Raw genomic sequence first — 19,025 nt, forward strand, 5'->3', positions numbered from 1 at the left:
GGTTCACGCCGCGCGGCTGGCCAGCGCTTCCAGCGCAATGAACAGCCGCTCGCCGTCGATCCGCACCGCAATGGTGCGCACCGCGCCCTCGTCCGCGCCGAGCGCCTTGCCTGTCTCCAGCGAGATCACCCAATTGTGCAAGGGACAGGTCACCGCCGTGCCATGGACGATGCCCTGGCTGAGCGGCCCACCTTTGTGCGGGCAATGGTCGTCGATGGCAAAGACCTGATCGTCGGCCGTGCGAAAGACGGCGATCTTTCCTTCCGGCGTGGCGACGCAGCGCGCGCCGCGACGCGGAATGTCCGAGAGCGTGCCGATCGATACCCAATTCATGTGGCCATTCCTCTTTTGCGCGTGTTCTTGTCCGAAAACCGCATTCCACTTTTCGGGAACACGCGCCTACTCCGCCGCCTGGGCAAAGCCGACCGAAGCCATCGGCCGGAATTCATGCTTGTCCTTGCCGGAAGCACGTTCCGACCATGGGTCGACCTGGGCGAATTTCTGCGAAAAGACGAAGCGGTCGAAATAGGCTTTGCGCTTCTCGCCATCGTCCATGATCTGACGCTTGATCTCAGCTATGCCGACGCGCTTGGCCCATTTGTAGATACGCTCAAGATAGCGACCCTGCTCGCGATACATCTGCGTCAACGCCACGATATGCTCCAGCGCCTCGTCCTCGGTCTTGACCAGGCCGAGCACTTCGGTGCCCTTGATGTCGAGACCGGCGGCGCCGGCGAAATGGATCTCGTAGCCGCTATCGACGCAGATCACGCCGACATCCTTGCAGGTCGCCTCGGCACAGTTTCGCGGACAGCCCGACACCGCCATCTTGACCTTGGCCGGGGTCCACGAGCCCCACATGAATTTTTCGATACGGATGCCCAAGCCGGTCGAATCCTGCGTGCCGAAGCGGCACCAGTCCGAGCCGACACAGGTCTTCACCGTGCGCAGTCCTTTGGCATAGGCGTGGCCGGAGACGAAGCCGGCCTGGCCGAGATCGGCCCATACCGCCGGCAGGTCTTCCTTGCGGATGCCGAGCATGTCAATGCGCTGGCCGCCGGTGACCTTGACCATCGGGATCTCGAACTTGTCGACGACGTCGGCGATGGCGCGCAATTCGGCCGCGTTGGTGACGCCGCCCCACATGCGCGGCACTACCGAATAGGTGCCGTCCTTTTGGATGTTGGCGTGGACGCGCTCGTTGATGAAGCGCGACTGGTAATCGTCGGCGTATTCGTCGGGCCAGTCGCAGACGAGATAATAGTTGAGCGCCGGCCGGCATTTGGCGCAGCCGCAGGAGGTCTTCCACTCCAGTTCCTGCATGACGGCGGGAATGGTCTTCAGGCCCTTGGCCTTGATCAGCCGGCGGACCTCGTCATGGCCAAGCGCGGTACAGCTGCACATCGGCTGGACCGCCGCGGGGTTGTATTTGTCGCCGATGGTCAGCACCATCAGCTTTTCGACCAGCCCGGTGCAGGAGCCGCAGGAGGCCGACGCCTTGGTGTGGGCGCGCACATCGTCGAGCGAGGTCAAGCCCCTGGCCGTGATCGCGCCGGTGATCTTTCCCTTGCATACGCCGTTGCAACCGCAGATTTCCGCATCATCCGGCAAGGCTGCAACGGCCGCCATAGGGTCCAGGGGGGCGCCTCCCTGGTAGGACTGGCCGAAGATGAGCGTATCGCGCATCTCGGATATGTCGGTCTGCTTCTTCTTGAGGTCGTTGAACCAGGCGCCGTCCGCCGTCTCGCCATAGAGCACGGTGCCGACGATGCGGTCGTCCTTGAGTACCAGGCGCTTGTAGACGCCGGCCGCGGCATCGCGCAGCACGATCTCCTGGCGGTCATCGCCCTCGGCGAAGTCGCCGAGAGAGAACAGCTCGATGCCGGTGACCTTGAGCTTAGTCGGCGTGTCCATGTGGACGAAAGCCGCCGCCTCATTGCCGGCCAGATGGCTGGCGGCGACGCGCGCCATCTCGTAGAGCGGCGCGACCAGCCCGTAGACCTGGCCGTTGACCTCGGCGCATTCGCCGATTGCGTAGATATCGGGATCGTTGCTGCGCATGCCGGCGTCGACGACGATGCCGCGATTGACCGCAATGCCGGCTTCCTTCGCCAGCGCCGCATTCGGCCTGATGCCCACCGCCATGACGACGAGCGTTGCGGGAATGACTGTGCCGTCGGCAAGCTCCACCCGCTCGACCTTGCCGTTGCCGGTGATCGCCTGGGTGTTGGCCTTGGTGATGACCTTGATGCCGCGCTGCTCGACGGCGCGCTGCAGGAGATATCCGGCGGCCGGATCGAGCTGACGCTCCATCAGCGTCGGCATGACGTGCAGCACGGTGACGTCCATGCCCTGCGCGTTCAGACCCGCAGCCGCTTCCAGGCCGAGCAGGCCGCCGCCGATGACGACAGCCTTGGCCCGCGACTGGGCGGCAAGCATCATCGCCCGGACGTCGTCGAGATCGCGATAGGTGAGCACGCCCGGCAGGTCATGGCCTGGCACCGGAATGATAAACGGCACCGAGCCGGTGGCGATGACGAGCTTGTCGTAGGGCTCGGTCACGCCATGATCGGAGGTGACGGTCTTTGCCTGCCGGTCGATGGCGACGATCTTGTGGCCCTTGTAGAGGGTGATGCCGTGCTTGATGTACCAGCCGTCGCCATGGATGATGATCTCCTCATAGGCCTTTTCGCCCGACAGAACCGGCGACAGCATGATGCGGTCGTAGTTCACGCGCGGCTCGGCGTTGAAGATGGTGACCTGGTAGCGCCCAGGCGCCTTTTCCAGGAGATGCTCCAGCATGCGCCCGGGGGCCATGCCGTTGCCGATGATGACGAGTTTCTCGGTCATGTCCTGATCCACTCCGCTCTCACTCAGCCGCGTAGGAAAGGCCTGAAGCTTCGGCAGGCGCCGTGCGCTCCATCCGCCGGATGGAAAGATGCATCCAGGCAAAGCAGGTGGCGACGATGACGAAGAGCAGCATGAAGCAGCTCGACCAGACGCCGGTGAGGTCGTTGAGCACGCCGAAGGCGATTGGCAGGACAAAGCCGCCGAGCCCGCCAATCATGCCGACAACGCCGCCGACCGCGCCGACACTCTGCGGATAGTAGGCCGGGATGTGCTTGTAGACGGCGGCCTTGCCGAGGCTCATGAAGAAGCCGAGCACACAGGCAACGGCTATGAAGGCGAGCGGGCCGATCTCGAAATGGAAGGCGATCGGCCCGCTGATACCGCGCACGACGTAGTCTGCCGAGGGGAGAGACAGAACGAGAGTCGCGACGGCACTGACAGCGAAGGTGCAGTAGAGCACGGTGCGGGCGCCGATCCGGTCGGAAAGCACGCCGCCATAGGCGCGGAAAATACTTGCCGGAATTGAATAGGCCGCGCCAATCATGCCGGCGGTCGCAAGCCCGAAGCCGTAGACGCCGATCAGGTAGCGGGGCAGCCACAGCGAGAGCGCCACGAATGCACCGAAGGCGAAGAAATAATAGAAGGCGAAGCGCCAGACCTGCAGGTTCTTGAGCGGCGCGAATTCCTGCAAGAAGCTTCTCTTGGGCGCTGCCTTGCCGGCGCGGCGCTCGCGGATGACCGGATCGTCGCCAGTCGTGAACCAGAAGACGGCGGCCATGACGACTAGTGCTGCCGCCCAGATCAGCGCGACCGACTGCCAGCCCCAGGAAAGAAGCACGAACGGTGCCAGGAACTTGGTGACCGCGGCGCCGACATTGCCGACACCGAAAATGCCAAGCGCCGTACCCTGCTTGCCGGCCGGGAAGAAGCGCGAGACATAGGCGACACCGACGGCGAAGGAACCGCCGGCGAGCCCAACGCCTAATGCGGCGACCAGCATCTGCCCGTAGGTGTGCGCAAAAGCGAGCAGAAAGGTCGCGACCGCCGCCGCAAGCATGGTCGCGGTGTATACCAGCCGTCCGCCAAAACGGTCGGTCCAGACACCGAGCACCATACGCACGAGCGAGCCGGTGAGGATCGGCGTGCCGACGAGCAGGCCGAACTCCGTCTCGTTCAGCCCCAACTCCTGCTTTATGCGCACGCCGATGATTGAAAAGATCGTCCACACCGCGAAGCAGACGGTGAAGGCGATGGTGGACATGGCAAGCGCCTGCCGGGGAGCGCTGTCCTGGCTGGGCGCGGCTGGGAGATTTGCGGTCATTTTCTGGCTCCGGTTTGCGGCGTGGGAGGCACCGCCCTTGTCTGTTCGTTCGCGACTGTCAGCGGCGCAGCATCGGCGAACTGGTTGAAACCGACCTTTGCGCGGTCACTTCAAGACCCTTGCCGTCAGTCTTGGCGCCGGCGGGAAAGAGGAGGAGCGCGGCGGTGAACAGCGCCGCCGTCAGCGCGCTGGCGGCCAGAAAATCGCGGCGCGTGAAGTCCGCGAGGGACGCGCCAGTTCCGATCCGTTTCGTCATCGTCGTCTCCGGTTGGCGCCGCTTGGGACCAGCGTGCCGATTGCGTCAAAACAAAAAAGCCGCCGGCCAGGTCTTCGCGTCCGGGATTTCGGGAGCGCGTGTGGACCTGAGCGGCAGCTTTGCCTGTGGCGCCCGCCATTGGACGCCGTGTCACTTGGCCCTTGCGGACCCTACATTTTGGAAAGCAGGAAGCGTGCCAATTCGACAGCGCTCTTAATTATAGAATGAAATCAATATGAACCGCAGCCGCGCGACTTTTGACCAAGCTCGGCAGCGGATCAAAGATTAGTCAAAATGCCTTGCACAGCAGCATAATATTTGTGCAATGCGGTAGATTGCCCATTGCCGATGCAGATTTGCCAATGATGATGACGAGTTTCCAATTATGGCCTTACTCCGCGGCTTCGACGAAGCGGTGGCGTTCGTAGAGGAATTTCAGCACCGCCTCGCGGCAGCGCAGGAAGGTGCGGTCGGAGGAAAGCTCAATGCGCCGACGCGGCCGGGCCAGCGGCACGGGAAGAACCTCGCCGATGGTGGCCGCCGGCCCGTTGGTCATCATGACGATGCGGTCGGACAGCAGCACCGCCTCGTCGACATCGTGAGTGATCATGATCGTCGTCGAGCCGAGCCTCGAATGGATATCCATCACCGCGTCCTGAAGATGCGCGCGGGTCAGCGCGTCGAGCGCGCCGAAGGGCTCGTCGAGCAGCAGGATCTTCGGCTCCATGGCCAGCGCCCGGGCGATGCCGACGCGCTGCTTCATGCCGCCCGAAATCTCGGCCGGACGTTTGTCCTTGGCATGCGCCATCTGCACGAGATCGAGATTGCGCATGATCCATTCATGCCGCTCGGCCCGGCTCTTTTTGCCGCCGAAGACCTTGGATACCGCGAGGTTGATGTTTTCGTAGACGGTGAGCCAAGGCAGCAGGCTGTGGTTCTGGAACACCACGGCGCGTTCCGGGCCGGGGCTGTCGACCTCCTTGTCTTCGAGCAGGACGGCGCCGGCCGAGACCTTGGTCAGGCCGGCGATCAGGTTGAGCAAGGTCGACTTGCCGCAGCCGGAATGGCCGATGATCGAGACGAATTCGCCCTTGTCGATAGTCAGCCGGATGTCCTTCAGCACGTCGCTGACCTGGCTGCCGCGGGCGAAGGATTTGTTGATGTGGTCGAGTTTCAGATAGGCCGTCATCGTCCCTCTCCTCACTTTGCCGTTGTGCCGCGGGTGACGAAGACGCCGACCGCCGCGACCAGGCGGTCGAGGCAAAAGCCGGTGATGCCGATATAGGCGAGCGCGACAATGATGTCGGGCAGGCGCGACGAGTTCCACGCGTCCCAGATGAAGAAGCCGATGCCGACGCCGCCGGTCAGCATTTCGGCGGCGACGATGGCGAGCCAGGACAGGCCGATGCCGATCCGCAAGCCGGTGAAGATGTAGGGCGCGGCCGCCGGCACCATGATCTTCACAAAGAACTCGAACTGGTTGAGCCGGAGGATACGGGCGACGTTGCGGTAGTCCTCGGGGATGTTGCGGACACCGACCGCGGTGTTGATGATGATGGGCCAGATCGAGGTGATGAAGATGACGAAGATCGCCGACGGGCTGGAATCTCGGAACGCCGCCAGCGACAGCGGCAGCCACGCGAGCGGCGGCACCGTGCGCAGGATCTGGAAGACCGGATCGAGACCGCGCATCGCCCAGATCGACTGGCCGACGAGCGCGCCGAGCGCGACGCCGACGATTGCTGCCAGGCCGAAGCCCATGGCGACGCGCTGCAGCGACATCAGCACCCGCCAGGCGAGTCCGATGTCCTGCGGGCCATTGTCGAAGAACGGGTGGGCGATCAGGTCATAGGCCTCGTTCCACACCTGGCTCGGCGGTGGCAGGCTGGCCGTGGGCGACGAACAGGCGACCTGCCAGACGACGAGCATAATGGTGATGACGATGACCGGCGGCACCAGCGTGCTGGCCAGCTTGGCGGCGACCGCGGCCGGGTCGAAGCGGCGCCGCGCCCTGGCGGTCAAGGCGATGACCTCGGGGGGCTTGGCCGGTGCGGGGAACGGCTTCACCTTGCGGTCCTCGATGGCTTGGATAGACATTTCTCGAAAAAACTCCTTGGCGGCAGGTGCAAGGCAGGCGGCGCTGCCACCGCCTGCCGCGCATCCCTGTCAGGCTCAGGCCGACACCTTGATTTTCAGGCTGTCGAGATAGGCCGACGGGTTCTCCGGATCGAATATCTTGCCGTCGAAGAAGGTTTCAGTGCCTCGCGACGTAGACGCCGGAATATCGGCCGCGGCGACACCAAGATCCTTGGCCGCCTCGCGCCACAGATCCTCACGGTTTACTTGGCCGACCAGTGCTTTGATGTCGGTGGTCGGCGCGAACTTGCCCCAGCGGATATTTTCGGCGAGGAACCAGCTGTCGTGGCTCTTGAAGGGATAGGACACGCCGCCCTTCCAGAACTTCATATAGAGGTCGGTGCCGTTGGCGACGCGGCCATTGCCGTAGTTGATGTCGCCCTTGAGGCGGCCGATGATGTCGGCAGTCGGCACGTTCATCCACTGCCGCTTGCCGATGATGGCGGCCATCTCGTCCTTGTTTTCTTTTGCCTCGCACCATTGCTGGGCTTCCATGACGGCCATCAGGATCGCCTTGGTGGCGTTCGGGTACTTGTCGATAAAGGCGGCGCGCAGGCCGAGCGCCTTTTCCGGATGGCCCTTCCACAGTTCGCCGGTGGTGGCGGCGGTGAAGCCGACGCTCTGGTGGACGAGTTGCTCGTTCCACGGCTCGCCGACACAGAACACGTCCATGTTGCCGACCTTCATGTTGGCGACCATCTGCGGCGGCGGCACGACGATGGTCGAGACGTCCTTGTCGGGATCGATGCCGCCGGCAGCCAGCCAGTAGCGCAGCCAAAGATCGTGCGTGCCGCCCGGGAAGGTCATGGCGGCCTTCACCTCCTTGCCTGCGGCCTTTTTCGCAGCGAAGGCGTCCTTCAGCTTGGAGGCGTCGAGGCCGACGCCGGTGCTGGCATATTCCTGGGCGACGGAAATGCCCTGGCAGTCGTAGTTGAGCCGCGCCACGATCGCCATCGGCAGTGGCTGCTTGTTTTGCGTCACCTTGCCGGTGTGCATCAGATAAGGCATCGGCGTCAGGATATGGGCGCCGTCAATGCCGTTGGCTTCGCCGCCGAGCACCAGATTATCGCGCGTCGCCCCCCAGGAGGCCTGCTTGAGCACCTCGACATCGGGGATGCCGAATTTCTCGAACAGGCCTTTCTCCTTGGCGATCATCAACGGTGCTGCATCAGTCAATGCGATGAAGCCGAGCTTGGCGCCGGTGACTTCCGGCGCGGCGGGCGCCGCATAGGCGCCGGAGGGCAGCAGCGCACGCGCCGCGGCCAGCGTTGCCGCGGTGGCCGCGCTGATCCTCAGGAAATCCCGGCGGCTGATCGCCGTTTGGGCGGAATGGCTATTGGTGCTTTTCGTCATCGTCATCTCCGGTTGGGCGCGGCTTGGGATCGGCGCCGTCGATTGCGTGTTCGACCAAAACAAAAAAAGCCGCCGGCCAGGCCGCGCGCGTCCGTCCATCCGGGATCGCGTGTTGACCTGAGCGGCAGCTTTGCCTGTAGCGCCCGCCATTGGACGCCTATTCCGTGACCCGAGAAGAGTCTGCCTATTACAAAGCAGGAACCGTGCCAGTTTCGGAATGGATGACAAACATCAATGAGATCAACGACATGCCACAATCTTCGGCGCGCCGGCCCGCTGGGCGAGCAAGCCAAGGATTGTTCATTAGCGCAGTTGCACGCACATTTTTTGTGCAGCGCACAAGAATGCCGGGGAAATGATCAGGCTTCAGCGCGCGCCAATTTCTGGCCGGCAATGTAGGCGTCGATCTCGTCGGGATCGAATATCTGGCCATCGAAGAAGCCATCGGGACCGAGCACCAGGCTTGCCCCCGCCGAACCGACCGGAGTCGCGGCCTTCAGCGCGCCCTCGACCTTGGCATTGGCACCGGGAAGCGCCACGCCAAGCGGCTTCAACGCCGAGCGGTAGAGATCGGGGCGGTAGCAGTCGCGGGCAATAGCGAGGTTTTCCGGCGTGTGCGCGACATGCCCCCAGCGCACCATCTGCGTGTAGAACCACAGCGCATGGCTCTTCCACGGGAAGTTCGCCGCCTTGTTGAAGGGCAGAAAGAAGTCACCGACGGTGAGTTCGGCGCCGCCGCCGAGCGCCAGATGCCCGCTGAGAATCGGCATCTGCAGCGCCGGCGCAAGCCCGAGGAAGGCCGGCTGCGCCATCAGGGCCGCGAGTTCGTCACGGTTTGCCGGATCCTGGCACCAGCGCGCCGCGTGATGAAGCGCACGCAGCAGGGCTGAAAGCGCGTCCGGCTCTCTTTCCGCCCATGCCTTGCGCACGCCAACGACTTTCTCCGGGCTGGTCTTCCAGATGGCCGCCTTGACCGTGGCGATGCGGCCGGTGCCGGCGACGACCGCGGCACTGTTCCAGGGTTCGCCGACGCAGTAGCCGTCGATCCTGCCGGCGGCGAGCGCGTCGGCCATGAAGGGGGGCGGCACGATGACGATCTCGATTTCACGCGACGGGTCGATGCCGCAGGCGGCGAGCCAGTAGCGCAATTCGTAATTGTGCCCGGAATGCGGATGGACGACGGCGAAGCGCAGCGGATCGCCGCCGCCATTCGCCCGTTCGCGAATCAGCGCTCGCAATGCCTTGCCGGCCCGCGCCGGATCGAGATCAGGTTGGGCGCCGTGCGCGGCCATGCCGGCCCAGACCGCGTTTGAAACCGTCACGCAATTGCCGCCGAGGCCGAGCGAGAACGGCACGAGGGTATCGGAGGCGAGCGGCGTCAGCCCCAGATTGCAGGCGATCGGCATCGGCCCCAGCATGTGCGCCAGATCGAAGTGGCCGATGGCGATGCGGTCGCGGATGTTGGCCCAGGACGTTTCTCGGTTGAGGGTGAGGTCGATGCCTTCGCGCAAAGCAAAGCCGATTTCCTTCGCCGCGACAAGGATGGCGCTGTCGAAGAGCGGCATGAAGCCAGCATTGATCCGGTGCTCGGCCGCCATTCTCAACTCTCCTCGGGATCCAGAAGCCCTGCCGCCGTCACCAGGCTCTGCGCGATTTCGGCGATCTTGCGGTTCTGGTTCATGGCTGTCTTGCGCAGCAGCGTGTAGGCCGCGTCCTCCGACAGGCCGCGCGATTTCATCAGGATGCCCTTGGCGCGATCGATCACCTTGCGGCTCTCCAACTCGCTGCGGGCTTCTTCCAGTTCGCGCGCCATGCGCGAGAAGGCGTTGAAGCGGCTGATCGCCATGTCGAGGATCGGCTTGACCCGCTCCTGGCGCAGGCCGTCGACGACATAGGCCGATACCCCCGCTTCCACCGCAGCTTCGATCGAAGCCTGATCCGAGCGGTCGACGAACATGGCGATCGGCCGCTTCACCACGCGCGAAAGCTGGAACATGTTTTCGAGCATGTCGCGGTTGGGATTTTCGAGATCGATGACGATCACGTCGGGTTCGATCTCGGCGATCCGCCGCGCGATGCCGGCGACGTCGTGGATGACCGTGACCTGCTGATGCCCGGCCTCCCGCAATCCCGCTTCGATTATCGAAGCGCGGATGTGGTTTTCATCGATCACCAGAACAGTGAGGGATTTGCGGATCATGCCGCATTTTGCGCAGGCGAGACGATTGTGCAATGCGGCATGGCGAGATTCACGGAAACAAAGCCGGCGTCCAGGCGCCGCCTGAGGAATTGGACGACGGCCGGCGCCACGAAGTTGACGCCGCGGGCGCCGCACCCGCCTGATCGGCTGCCTGCAGGTCTGTCGGCGCACGGTGATCGCGTCGGGCGGAAGCAGACATCGCAAGCGAGGACTCCGGAGGTCGCGGTTGCGCCCTCAAGCCCCGCCTGGTCGACCAGATAGAAGATCGCATTGGCCTCTCCGCCCGGCATCGTCTCGCTGAACTGGATGCGGCTGTCAGGCTGGATCAGACCGAGCAGGGTCTCCGCGGCACCTCGACGCCGAGGTTGCGCAGATCGTAGCCGTTGCCGCGCCGCGCCGATTTTCTGGAGTGATAACCGCGCTCGCGCGGCGAATTCGTAACCCTACTCGGCGGCCGTCTCCGATGGCGCCTCTGCCGGCCCCGAAGGTTCGGCCTCGGCACGGGGCTTGCGCCGTGAAAACAGCGACCTGAGCGTGACGTAGAACACCGGCGTCAGGAACAGGCCGACGAAGGTGACGCCGAGCATGCCGGAGAATACCGCGGTGCCGAGCGACTGGCGCATTTCTGCGCCCGGTCCCGTTGCGATCATCAGCGGCACGACGCCGAGGATGAACGAGAAGGCGGTCATCAGGATCGGCCGCAGCCTGAGCCGGCAGGCTTCGACGGCAGCCTCGGCGGCCGACAGCCCGCGTTCCTGCGCCTGCCGCGCGAATTCGACGATCAGGATCGCGTTCTTCGCGGCAAGCCCGATCAGCACGATGAGGCCGATCTGCACGAGGATGTTGTTGTCCAGCCCTCGGAAAGACACGCCGAGCAACGCCGCGAGCACGCCGAGCGGCACCACCAGCACAATGGCGAACGGCAGCACCCAGCTTTCATATTGCGCCGCCAGCGCCAGGAACACGAACAGCACCGACAGTCCGAAAATATAGACAGCGGCATTGCCGGTGTTGCGCTCCTGATAGGCGAGCTCGGTCCATTCATAGGAGGTACCGGCCGGCAGCGTCTTTGCCGTGATCCCTTCCATCAATGCCAGCGCGTCGCCCGTGGAAACGCCGGGCGCGGCGTTGCCCTGCAGCGGCACTGAGACGTACATGTTGTAGCGCTGGACCAGCGCCGGGCCGGTGACGTCGCGGATCTCGATCAACGTGCCGAGCGGAACCAGCGCGCCGGTCGCCGAGCGCACCTTCAGTTTCAAGATGTCGGCGCGATCGAGGCGGAACGCCTGGTCGGCCTGCGCCCGCACCTGGTAGACGCGCCCGAACGCGTTGAAGTCGTTGACGTAGGCGGTGCCCAAATTGATCGACAGCGTCTCGAAGATGTTGGGGATCGGCACGTTCAGGATGCGCGCCTTGTCGCGATCGATCTCCAGGAAGAATTGCGGGCTCGACGCGGAGAAGGTGGTGAACACGCCCGTCAGCCCCGGCGTCTTGTTGGCCTTGCCGGCGATTTCGTAGGCAAGCGCCAGGATCTGCCGCATGTCGGCGCTGTTGCGCTCCTGGATCTGCAGCTTGAAGCCGCCGGCATTGCCGACGCCGCGGATCGGCGGCGGTGGCAGTGCGATAATGAAGGCTTCCTTGATGCTTTGCAGGCTGCCGAACAGATTGCCGATGACCTGGGTCGCCGACTGGCCGGCTTTCAGTCGCTCGTCAAACGGCTTGAACCTGGCGAAGATCACGCCCGCGTTGCTGGCGTTGGTGAAGGTCGCGCCGGAGAAGCCGGCGAAGGCGACAGCGTAATCGACGCCTGGCGTTTTCTGGATGATCTGCGACGCCTGCTGGATGACCGAATCGGTCCTCGACAGCGAAGCGCCGTCCGGCAACTGGACGACGACGATCGCATAGCCCTGGTCAAGCGACGGAATGAAACCGCGCGGCACCGCCTGCACCATGTAGACCGTGGCGTAGATGAGGGCCGCGAAAACGGCCAGCATGGCGGCCATCGTTATCCACGAGCCGACCAGCACGCGGATAATGCTCGAATACCAATGGGCGACCCTGTCGAAGCCGCGATTGAAGCCGTCGGCGAGCGCCCGTCCGAACCGCGCCAGGAAAAAGCGCGGCGGCGCCGCCGCGGCGTGATGCGGCTTGAACAGCAGTGCGGCCAGCGCCGGCGAAAGCGTCAGCGAATTGAATGCCGAGATCGCCGTCGACACCGCGATGGTGATAGCAAACTGCAGATAGAACTGCCCAGAAATGCCGGGGATGAAGGCTGTCGGCACGAACACGGCTATCAGCACCAGCGAGATCGCGATGACGGCCGTTCCGACTTCGTCCATGGTCAGGTGCGAGGCCGGACTGGGCGCCAGCCCTCTGGCGATATTGCGCTCGACGTTTTCGACCACGACGATCGCATCGTCGACGACGATGCCGATCGCCAGAACGAGGCCGAACAGCGTCAGCATGTTGAGCGAGAAGCCGGCGGCGTAAAGTACCGCCAGCGTGCCGATCAGCGACACGGGAATCGCCACGATCGGCACGATCGCCATGCGCCACGATTGCAGGAAGACGATGATGACGATGATGACCAGCAGCATCGCCTCGAGGATCGTCTTGTAGACCTCCTGGATCGACTCGGCGACGAACTCGGTCGGATTGTAGACGATGTCGTAGCTCAACCCCTTCGGGAAGTCGCGGGAAAGCTCCTTCATCTTGTCCTGGATCTCCGCGGCTGCGGCGAGCGCATTGGTGCCCGGCCGCTGGAAGATGGCGAGCGCCACCGCCGGTTTGCCGTTGAGATAGGAGTTGGTGACGTAATCCTTGGCGCCGAGCTCGATGCGCGCCACGTCCTGGAGCGAGATCAGGCGGCCGTCGTCGGTCGATTTGACGATCACGTATCGGAAGTCGCGTGCGTCGTTGAAGCGGCCTTGCGTTGTGACCGTGTACTGGAACGCCGTGCCGGTGCTGGTCGGCGGCGCGCCGATCGAGCCGCCCGACACCTGGACATTCTGGTCGCGCAGCGCCTGCACCACATCGCCCGAGGTCATCCCCAGGGCGGACAGTTTTTCCGGATCGAGCCAGATGCGCAGCGAATATTCGCGTTCGCCGAAGATGATGAGGTCGCCGACGCCGTCTAGTCTGAGCAGTATGTCGCGCACCCGCGAGCGGGCGTAGTTCGAGACGTAGAGTTGGTCGTAGGTATTGTCGGGCGACAGCATGTGCACGACCATCATCAGGTCGGGCGAGGTCTTGGTGGTGGTGATGCCGAGGCGGCGGACTTCTTCGGGCAGGCGCGGCTCGGCGACCGACACGCGGTTCTGCACCAGCACCTGCGCCTGGTCGAGATCGGTGCCCAGCTTGAAGGTGATGGTCAGCGCCATCGCCCCCTCGCCCGACGAATAGGACGACATGTAGAGCATGCCCTCGACGCCGTTGATCTCCTGCTCGATCGGCGTTGCCACCGTCGCTGCGACCGTCTCGGCGTCGGCGCCCGGATACTGGGCGCGAACGACGATGGTCGGCGGCGCGATCTCGGGATATTGCGCGACCGGCAGCTGGGTATAAGCAATCCCGCCGAGGATCAGCAGGACGATCGAAACGACCGATGCGAAGATCGGACGGTCGACGAAGAAATGTGCGAACCTCATTGCTGCAACTCGGCGGTCTCGGCCCTGGGCGGCAACGTCACCATCTCGACCTTGACCTTGGTGCCGGGCCTGGCGTGCATCAGCCCGTTGACGATGATCGTCTCATCGCCGGTCAGGCCCTGGCGGATCACCCGGTAGCCGTCGAGAAGCGGGCCGGTGCGCACGGGCTTCGCCGACACCATCCCGGCCTCATCCACCAGGAACACGATGCGGCGATCCTGATCGGCGCCGATCGCCTCGTCGGGCACCAGCACGCCGCTATGCGGCAGCGACCCCGGCACGTTGATGCGTCCGAACATGCCTGGCTGGAGAATGCCGTCGGCGTTGGGAAACCTTGCACGCACCCGCATGGTGCCGGTCGCGTTGTCGATCCGGTTCTCGGCAAAATCGAGCTTGCCTTTGAATACTGCCTCCGCGCGGTCGGCGACGCGAACCACCACCTCGAGCCCGCCGGCGCCTTCCTGCATGCTGCCGCCGCGCTCCTTCGCGTCGCGGGCGTAGCTGAAATACAGGCGCTCATCGACGTCGAAATAGAAGTCGATCGGATCGCGCGTAACGATGGTCGTCAGCAAGGTGGAATCCGGCTGCACGAGGTTGCCGACCGACACCAGCCGGCGGTCGATGCGGCCGGACAAGGGTGCCTTGATCTCGGTGAATTCCATGTTCAGTCTGGCCGTCGTCAGCGCAGCCGTCGCGCCCTGCATCTGCGCCTGCGCCGAAAGGTATTCCCGCCGGCGGTCGTCGACCGTCGCGGTTGAGATATTGCCGGTCTTGGCGAGTTCGTCGGCGCGATCCAGCTGCATCTTGGAGAATTCGAGCAGACTCTTGGCGACGTCCACTTGCGACTTGGCGGCATCATAAGCCGCCTGGTACGGACGCTGATCGATGGTGAAGAGCAGGTCGCCCTTGTTGACCAGTGCGCCGTCCTGGAAGCTGACCTTGTCCAGATAGCCGCTGACGCGCGAACGGATGGCGACCTGGTCGAGGGCTTCGAAGCGCCCGACGAACTCGTCGTCTTCGACGATTTCACGGACCACCGGCTTGGCCGCCGTCACCACGGGTAACTGTTGGTCCTGCGCAAACGCAGTGCTGCTGAAAGCCATGCCGAGCAGGAATGCCGCCAACACGGCGGCGCGGGTAAGCCAGCCGGCCGATCGACAGGGTCGCCCGCCCGCGTCGCGATGCAATTGCCCATTCTCTTGGGTGTCCATTTGCGTCCTCGCTCGCTGGACCCGGAGGTCGGTTGATCCGCTTCTACGCTCAGGCTTTTCGTCGAAATCAGAGCACTACAGTGTGTGCATGGCAACATGATCATTTTCGATGTGGGCTGAAATGTCCACCCTGTGGCTGCCCCGCCACCCGCCACTTGCGATGCAGATCCACCGGGCGGTCCGGGGATGCCATTGAGAGGGGGCGGCTAGACCTGGGAACAGACCTTGGTCCCGTCGGGCTGAACGTCCGCAACCCTTCTTCAAACGTTAAAGCCGCCATTTCGCTATCGGAACCGCATCAGCCCTTACACCGCCAAACTCCCCTGCTCCGCGTCCTCTGCATTGGGATCGCCCGGCGCGGTCGCCCAGGCGAGCTCCACCAGCGTCACCGTCCGCCTTCCAACCCCGTCGAGCTGGCAGACGATCAGCCCCTGCTCCTCGATATATATCAGCAGGCGCCGGGCGCGGCGTAGCGAGTGCGAGCCGTAGGCGCGGGCGATCGCCGCGTCGCTCGGGCAGGGCCAGCCTTCCTTGGCGGCGCGGGCGATCATCATGAACACGCCTTGCATGTCCTCGGGGAGCAGCGAGGCGCGCGCCGAGACGTCCTGCCAAGCGTCATCGCCTGCCATGTCGGAGCCGAGGCCGGCGCGGGCGCGGGTCAGCATGCGGCGGAACTCCGGCAGGTCCGGCACGACCGAGGCGAGGCCCTCGATGCGGCAGCGGACCACGAACTCCTGATAAAGCACGCCGATGACCCGGAAGCCGGCATCGGGTTGCGCCAGCACGGCGCGCAGCACCCGGTCGACGCGCTCGCGGCGCTCCGCCAAATCCTCGGCGCTGATTGGCGGCTCCACCGCTTCGGGGCGGATTTCCAGCGCCGCCGATTTCGCCGCCATCAGCTGGTCGAGCAGGTCCGGCGACGACCGGCGCTGCGGCCGGACGGTTTCGGACGGCGGGGCCGCCAGGATGATCGCGCGCGCGTCCTCCAACGCCGATTCCGGCAGCGGCATCAGGCGCGGGGTCGCGTTGCGCGGACTTGTATCGGTCGGGCCGATCCGCAAGCCCAGCGGACGGCGCGACAGCGCCGGGCCGAGCGCCATGAATTGCCCGCGCTCGAGGTCGCGAAAAGCCTCCGCCTGGCGCCGCTCCATGCCGAGCAGGTCGGCGGCGCGCGCCATGTCGATATCGAGAAAGGTCCGGCCCATGAGGAAATTGGAAGCCTCGGCGGCGACGTTCTTGGCAAGCTTGGCCAGCCGCTGGGTGGCGATGATGCCGGCCAGCCCGCGTTTGCGGCCGCGGCACATCAAATTGGTCATGGCGCCGAGCGAGAGCTTGCGCGCCTCGTCGGAAACCTCGCCGGCGACAGCCGGCGCGAACAGCTGCGCTTCGTCAACCACCACCAGCATCGGGTACCAGTGGTCGCGGGCGACCTCGAAAAGCCCGCCGAGAAAGGCGGCGGCGCGCCGCATCTGGTTCTCGGCGTCGAGCCCCTCGAGATTGAGCACCGTGGAGACGCGATGGATGCGCGCCCGCTCGCCGGCGCTCTGCAGGCCGCGCTCGGTATGCTCCTCGGCGTCGATCACCAGGTGGCCGAAACGGTCGCCCAGCGTCACGAAGTCGCCTTCGGGGTCGATGATGGTCTGCTGCACCCAGGGCGCGCTCTGCTCCAAGAGCCGGCGCAGCAGGTGGGACTTGCCGGAGCCCGAATTGCCCTGCACCAAAAGGCGGGTCGCCAGCAGCTCCTCGAGATCCAGCGCCGCCGGGGCGCCTGCGCTCGTCTGGCCCATCTCGATCGCAACGGTCATGTCTCGACTCTCCTTGCGGAGAGGGCTTATCAATCGCATCACAGCCCGTCGAGCGCGGCATGGCCGGCGCTCCGTGTTGCGCACAGGCTGGATGTCGCGGACGATCGAGGATACGGAACGTACCGTTTCGATTCGATGAGGCTTGTCTCCTCAGGTCGAAAACCGGTACCCGCCTTTCACCGGCTGGGCCTGCCTGGCTTTCTGCGAGCCGGCGCGCGCGGCCGCTGCAAGAATGCTCTCCACAAGATCCTTGTCGCGCAGCGGTTTGCCGAGCAGCGGCACGTCGGGGGGCCGGCCGGCGATCGCGTCGGCATCGGCATATCCGGTTATCATCACCGCCGGCCAATCGGCCCGCAGATTGCGGGCGAACCGAATGACCTCCAGGCCCGAGACGAGCGGCATGGCAAAATCGGTGACGATGACATCGAAATCGTACGGCGCGCGCTCGATCATCGCCAGCGCTTCGGCACCGCCCGCGGCACAGGTAACCGCAAAGCCGTGTTGGCGAAGCGATTGCGCCGTCAGTTCCCGCAGTACGTTGCTGTCGTCGATCAGCAGGACCGATGGATAGTCCTCGCCGGCATTCACGACGCTGTCGTCGGCATCGGATTTCTCGGGGATTTCGACCGGACGCTCGATTGAACGCGGCAGCCAGAGCTGGACGGATGTTCCACTGCCGACGGTGCTTTCAATGCGAAGCGTGCCGCCCGATTGCTTGACGAAACCATGCACCGTGCTCAGACCGAGGCCAGTGCCCTTGCCGACCGGTTTTGTGGTGAAGAACGGTTCGACGACCTTGGCGAGAATGTTAGCCGGTATGCCCGACCCGGTGTCCTTGACGGTGACCACGACATAGTCGCCCGCCGAAATATCCTCGGCTGCACGGCCTAGCGTTCGATTTTGCGCCTCCACGATTATCGTGCCGCCGGACGGCATGGCATCGCGCGCGTTGAAGACCAGGTTCATCAGCGCGAGCTCCAGCTGGCTGGCATCGACATGCGCCGGCCACACAGTGTCGTCGACAAGCCAATCGAAACGGATCAGGCCGCCCAGGACCGGGGCCACCAACCCGTTCATTGTATCGCCGAGCGCGGCGAGGCGCACGGCCTGCGGCCTCAGCGTCTGGCGGCGCGAGAACGCAAGCATGCGGTTGACGAGCTCGGCGCCTTGTTTTGCCGACCGGCGTGTCAGTTCCAGAACCTGCCTGGTCTGTCCATCGAACTCGGCGTGGCGCTCGAGCAATCCCAATCCGCTGAGAATTGCGGCAAGCAGATTGTTGAAATCATGCGCCAGCCCGCCGGTAAGCTTGCCGATCGCGTCGAGGCGCTGCGATTGCAGCAGCTGGTTCTCAAGCTCGCGCCGCTCGGTAACGTCCAGCAACGTGCCGAGGATCTCAGGCTCTTTGCCGTCGGAGCCATTCGACAGGACGCCCTGGTCGAGAAAAATCCGGTAATTGCCGTCGGCGCATTGCCAGCGGAATTCGCAGGTGTAGGAGCCGGTGGCCTTGGCTGCGAGCAGGACCTCCCTCACTCTCGGCAGATCGTCGGGATGAACCCGGCTCAGGCCGAAGCCCGGATCGGCGATCAGCCGTTCGGCAGGAAAGCCGGTCAGGCGTTCGACCCCTTCGGTGACAAAGCTGGCGCCGAACGGCGGCTCCGCCGCCCTTGCGTGGAAGCAGACCGGAAGAGAGCTCAAAATGGCATGCTGCCGCTCCTGGGCGCTGCGCAGGGCTCGCTCGGCCTCGAGCTTTTCCTTCTGCGCCTGCAGTGCCTGGGCCAGCAGCCGTTGCTCGGCAGCCGCCTTTTGCTGGATTTCCAGCGTCTTCTCATGAAGTTCGACGAACACGGCGACCTTGGAACGCAGCATGGCCGGGTCGAAAGGCTTGAACACGTAATCGACCGCGCCGGCGTCGTAGCCGCGCAGCATGTGCGCGTCTTCCTTGTTGATGGCGGTGAGAAAAATTATCGGCGTTCGCCTGGATTGCTCGCGCTGGCGGATCAATCCCGCGGTCTCGTAGCCATCCAGCCGGGGCATCAGCACATCCAGCAGGATGACTGCGAAATCCTCCTTCAGCAGTGCGCGCAACGCCTCTTCGCCCGACTGCACGCAGACGACTTCACCGATAGGGGCCAGAACCTCGCCGATCGCCAGCAGATTGCGCTCGTCGTCATCCACGGCCAGGATGCGCGCCTTTGCCGGCCCTGCTGCCGGCGCCATAACCTCCAGCTTCCTTGCTCCGTTTCTCG

General features: G+C 64.4%; 14 protein-coding genes. 1 reads left to right on the top strand and 13 read right to left on the bottom strand.

Going from position 1 to position 19,025, the window contains the following annotated elements:
• Nucleotides 1-3: 3 nt before the first annotated feature.
• The 7 genes from nirD to NKH99_RS01395 all read right to left on the bottom strand — a co-directional run bounded on the left by nirD (nucleotide 4) and on the right by NKH99_RS01395 (nucleotide 7,916).
• Nucleotides 4-333 carry a nitrite reductase small subunit NirD gene (gene nirD / locus NKH99_RS01365; RefSeq protein ID WP_023676297.1) on the bottom strand — a complete coding sequence of 110 codons (330 nt, stop codon included), beginning with the start codon at nucleotides 331-333 and terminating at the stop codon, nucleotides 4-6.
• A 66-nt stretch (nucleotides 334-399) separates the two neighbouring features.
• A complete protein-coding gene (gene nirB / locus NKH99_RS01370) occupies nucleotides 400-2,850 on the bottom strand; it encodes a nitrite reductase large subunit NirB (RefSeq protein WP_353012160.1) in 2,451 nt (816 codons plus the stop codon).
• Between the two features lie 19 nt (nucleotides 2,851-2,869).
• Nucleotides 2,870-4,171: an MFS transporter gene (locus tag NKH99_RS01375; protein WP_352540396.1), complete on the bottom strand. Its 1,302-nt coding sequence runs from the start codon at nucleotides 4,169-4,171 to the stop codon at nucleotides 2,870-2,872.
• A 58-nt stretch (nucleotides 4,172-4,229) separates the two neighbouring features.
• Nucleotides 4,230-4,427 (bottom strand): twin-arginine translocation signal domain-containing protein, encoded by a 198-nt coding sequence (locus NKH99_RS01380; RefSeq protein WP_352469909.1) that lies wholly within the window; start codon nucleotides 4,425-4,427, stop codon nucleotides 4,230-4,232.
• Nucleotides 4,428-4,818: 391 nt separating this feature from the next.
• Nucleotides 4,819-5,616, bottom strand: a complete 798-nt coding sequence (locus tag NKH99_RS01385) for an ABC transporter ATP-binding protein (RefSeq protein WP_352681456.1) — start codon at nucleotides 5,614-5,616, stop codon at nucleotides 4,819-4,821.
• Between the two features lie 11 nt (nucleotides 5,617-5,627).
• Nucleotides 5,628-6,524 (bottom strand): nitrate ABC transporter permease, encoded by an 897-nt coding sequence (gene ntrB / locus NKH99_RS01390; protein ID WP_352818604.1) that lies wholly within the window; start codon nucleotides 6,522-6,524, stop codon nucleotides 5,628-5,630.
• A gap of 75 nt (nucleotides 6,525-6,599) precedes the next feature.
• Nucleotides 6,600-7,916 carry a CmpA/NrtA family ABC transporter substrate-binding protein gene (locus NKH99_RS01395; protein ID WP_352767269.1) on the bottom strand — a complete coding sequence of 439 codons (1,317 nt, stop codon included), beginning with the start codon at nucleotides 7,914-7,916 and terminating at the stop codon, nucleotides 6,600-6,602.
• 149 nt (nucleotides 7,917-8,065) lie between these two features.
• Between NKH99_RS01395 and NKH99_RS01400 the strand changes: the two genes are divergently transcribed.
• Entirely contained in the window at nucleotides 8,066-8,275 is a 210-nt protein-coding gene (locus NKH99_RS01400) for a hypothetical protein (protein WP_353012163.1), read from the top strand.
• Here NKH99_RS01400 and NKH99_RS01405 read toward each other — a convergent pair whose 3' ends face one another.
• From NKH99_RS01405 to NKH99_RS01430, 6 genes are all read right to left on the bottom strand, one after another.
• Nucleotides 8,276-9,514 carry a CmpA/NrtA family ABC transporter substrate-binding protein gene (locus tag NKH99_RS01405; protein ID WP_352849773.1) on the bottom strand — a complete coding sequence of 413 codons (1,239 nt, stop codon included), beginning with the start codon at nucleotides 9,512-9,514 and terminating at the stop codon, nucleotides 8,276-8,278. It abuts the gene before it with no gap.
• A 2-nt stretch (nucleotides 9,515-9,516) separates the two neighbouring features.
• Nucleotides 9,517-10,116, bottom strand: a complete 600-nt coding sequence (locus NKH99_RS01410) for an ANTAR domain-containing response regulator (RefSeq protein WP_023676288.1) — start codon at nucleotides 10,114-10,116, stop codon at nucleotides 9,517-9,519.
• A gap of 443 nt (nucleotides 10,117-10,559) precedes the next feature.
• Nucleotides 10,560-13,763, bottom strand: a complete 3,204-nt coding sequence (locus NKH99_RS01415; RefSeq protein ID WP_353012167.1) for an efflux RND transporter permease subunit — start codon at nucleotides 13,761-13,763, stop codon at nucleotides 10,560-10,562.
• Entirely contained in the window at nucleotides 13,760-14,866 is a 1,107-nt protein-coding gene (locus NKH99_RS01420) for an efflux RND transporter periplasmic adaptor subunit (RefSeq protein ID WP_352470181.1), read from the bottom strand. The genes NKH99_RS01415 and NKH99_RS01420 overlap by 4 nt, the downstream gene beginning before the upstream one ends.
• A 413-nt stretch (nucleotides 14,867-15,279) precedes the next feature.
• Nucleotides 15,280-16,779 carry a helicase HerA domain-containing protein gene (locus NKH99_RS01425; protein WP_353012170.1) on the bottom strand — a complete coding sequence of 500 codons (1,500 nt, stop codon included), beginning with the start codon at nucleotides 16,777-16,779 and terminating at the stop codon, nucleotides 15,280-15,282.
• A 150-nt stretch (nucleotides 16,780-16,929) separates the two neighbouring features.
• A complete protein-coding gene (locus NKH99_RS01430) occupies nucleotides 16,930-18,996 on the bottom strand; it encodes a PAS domain-containing hybrid sensor histidine kinase/response regulator (RefSeq protein WP_353012173.1) in 2,067 nt (688 codons plus the stop codon).
• Between the last annotated feature and the right edge of the window lie 29 nt (nucleotides 18,997-19,025).

The sequence above is a fragment of the Mesorhizobium sp. M0854 genome (assembly GCF_040319815.1).
In the GTDB taxonomy this organism is placed as follows: Bacteria; Pseudomonadota; Alphaproteobacteria; order Rhizobiales; family Rhizobiaceae; genus Mesorhizobium.

What these genes read in the sequence shown, in the direction of transcription:
- NKH99_RS01395 (WP_352767269.1), bottom strand. Translation starts at nt 7,916, where the DNA reads ATGACGAAAAGCACCAATAGCCATTCCGCCCAAACGGCGATCAGCCGC.
- NKH99_RS01385 (WP_352681456.1), bottom strand. Translation starts at nt 5,616, where the DNA reads ATGACGGCCTATCTGAAACTCGACCACATCAACAAATCCTTCGCCCGC.
- NKH99_RS01405 (WP_352849773.1), bottom strand. Translation starts at nt 9,514, where the DNA reads ATGGCGGCCGAGCACCGGATCAATGCTGGCTTCATGCCGCTCTTCGAC.
- NKH99_RS01430 (WP_353012173.1), bottom strand. Translation starts at nt 18,996, where the DNA reads ATGGCGCCGGCAGCAGGGCCGGCAAAGGCGCGCATCCTGGCCGTGGAT.
- nirD (WP_023676297.1), bottom strand. Translation starts at nt 333, where the DNA reads ATGAATTGGGTATCGATCGGCACGCTCTCGGACATTCCGCGTCGCGGC.
- NKH99_RS01415 (WP_353012167.1), bottom strand. Translation starts at nt 13,763, where the DNA reads ATGAGGTTCGCACATTTCTTCGTCGACCGTCCGATCTTCGCATCGGTC.
- NKH99_RS01375 (WP_352540396.1), bottom strand. Translation starts at nt 4,171, where the DNA reads ATGACCGCAAATCTCCCAGCCGCGCCCAGCCAGGACAGCGCTCCCCGG.
- NKH99_RS01425 (WP_353012170.1), bottom strand. Translation starts at nt 16,779, where the DNA reads ATGACCGTTGCGATCGAGATGGGCCAGACGAGCGCAGGCGCCCCGGCG.
- NKH99_RS01420 (WP_352470181.1), bottom strand. Translation starts at nt 14,866, where the DNA reads ATGGCTTTCAGCAGCACTGCGTTTGCGCAGGACCAACAGTTACCCGTG.
- nirB (WP_353012160.1), bottom strand. Translation starts at nt 2,850, where the DNA reads ATGACCGAGAAACTCGTCATCATCGGCAACGGCATGGCCCCCGGGCGC.
- NKH99_RS01380 (WP_352469909.1), bottom strand. Translation starts at nt 4,427, where the DNA reads ATGACGAAACGGATCGGAACTGGCGCGTCCCTCGCGGACTTCACGCGC.
- ntrB (WP_352818604.1), bottom strand. Translation starts at nt 6,524, where the DNA reads ATGTCTATCCAAGCCATCGAGGACCGCAAGGTGAAGCCGTTCCCCGCA.
- NKH99_RS01410 (WP_023676288.1), bottom strand. Translation starts at nt 10,116, where the DNA reads ATGATCCGCAAATCCCTCACTGTTCTGGTGATCGATGAAAACCACATC.